Source organism: Stenotrophomonas sp. 2YAF22 (genome assembly GCF_052114665.1).
GTDB lineage: Bacteria > Pseudomonadota > Gammaproteobacteria > Xanthomonadales > Xanthomonadaceae > Stenotrophomonas > Stenotrophomonas indicatrix.
Genome location: NZ_JBFRFE010000869.1, coordinates 1 through 1,307 on the forward strand (window position 1 = coordinate 1; position 1,307 = coordinate 1,307).

A 1,307-nucleotide genomic window follows, 5' to 3' on the forward strand; every position below is an offset into this window, starting at 1 on the left:
GGTTGCGGGGGCGTGAGCCGCATGGATGCGGCGACCGAGCTTACATGGACGTACTTGCAGCGTCCCCCGCAACCGGACCCACCCCGCCAACCCACGGAATGCCCGCTTTTGCCGTTGCCGTTGCCGTTGCCGTCGATTCGGCAGGTGCAGGGCGCAGCCCTGCAAAAGAAAACCCCTACCTTACGGCCACTGCATCTCGCCCTTGGCCACCTTCGCACTCAACTCCAGCGACGCCACACCCGCCAGCTGCGGATAGCGCGCCTGCATCGCCTTCACCAACGCAGCGCTGTCCCTGGCCTTGGCGGTTTCAACATCGAAGGCACGGATGTAATCCGCGGTGAAGCGCAACGCACTGGCATCCAGTGCCGCACCCTCCGCGTAATGACCGGGCACCACCACCTTCGGCTTCAACGCCTGCAGCTGCTGCAGCGTGCGCAGCCAATCGGCATGCGACTGCGGCGTCTGCGTATCGGCCATCCACACATGCTCGCCAGCCACCACCGGAATGCCACCGACGATTGCACGCAGCGACGGCACCCACAGCACGCTGCGGTCCGGCGTCGGGCCATCCAGGCCGATCAACGGCAGGCGCTGCCCTTCCAGCAGCAGTGCATCGCCTTCCAGTACCGCCGGCACCACGATGCGTGCGGGAACGTCGGCGCCCATCTTCGGCCCCCAGTACGCCAGCTTGCCGGCCTGGGATTCACGGATATGCGCCACGGTCTGCGCGGTGGCGACGATGCGCGCCTGCGGGAACGCGTCCTGCACGGTGGCCAGGCCGAAGTAATAGTCCGGATCGCCATGGCTGATGTAGATGGTGGTCAGCCGCTTGCCGCTGGCGCGGATCTGCTCGACCAGCCGGCGCGCATCGCCGGCAGCGAACTGCGCGTTGACCAGGATCGCGTCGTTGCGCCCTTCGATCAGCACCGAAGACACCGAGAACATCGCCTGCGGGCCGGGATGGAAGGTCTGCAGGCGCAGCTGGGATTTGGCAGCGCTGGAGGGTGCAGGCGCGGCCGGTGCGGCCAGCAGCGGGGCGCTGGTGAAGCTGGCAGCCAGCGCGAGGGGAAGCAACAGGGCAGCAGTACGCATGGGAGGTGTCCTTGGGGTGTCGAGCCGAGCGTTGGCTATGCCGGGCGTCCTTGCCCGGCCCCCTACGGGCCGTCGCAAGCGACGTTGGCAACGGCTCCTGCCGTTGCCTTCGGCTTTACAGGTGGGTAGCGCCGGGCCATGCCCGGCGGGCGGTCAGGCCGGCGAGTGCGTGATCAGTACGCCGCCGTGATGATCTGCTTCGGGTACTTGCGCGC

General features: G+C 67.6%; 1 protein-coding gene. It reads right to left on the reverse strand.

Features of this window, described 5'->3' with window-relative positions; translation table 11 throughout:
- Positions 1–180: 180 nt before the first annotated feature.
- Positions 181–1,092 (reverse strand): MBL fold metallo-hydrolase, encoded by a 912-nt coding sequence (locus AB4Y84_RS21845; RefSeq protein WP_442244747.1) that lies wholly within the window; start codon positions 1,090–1,092, stop codon positions 181–183.
- Between the last annotated feature and the right edge of the window lie 215 nt (positions 1,093–1,307).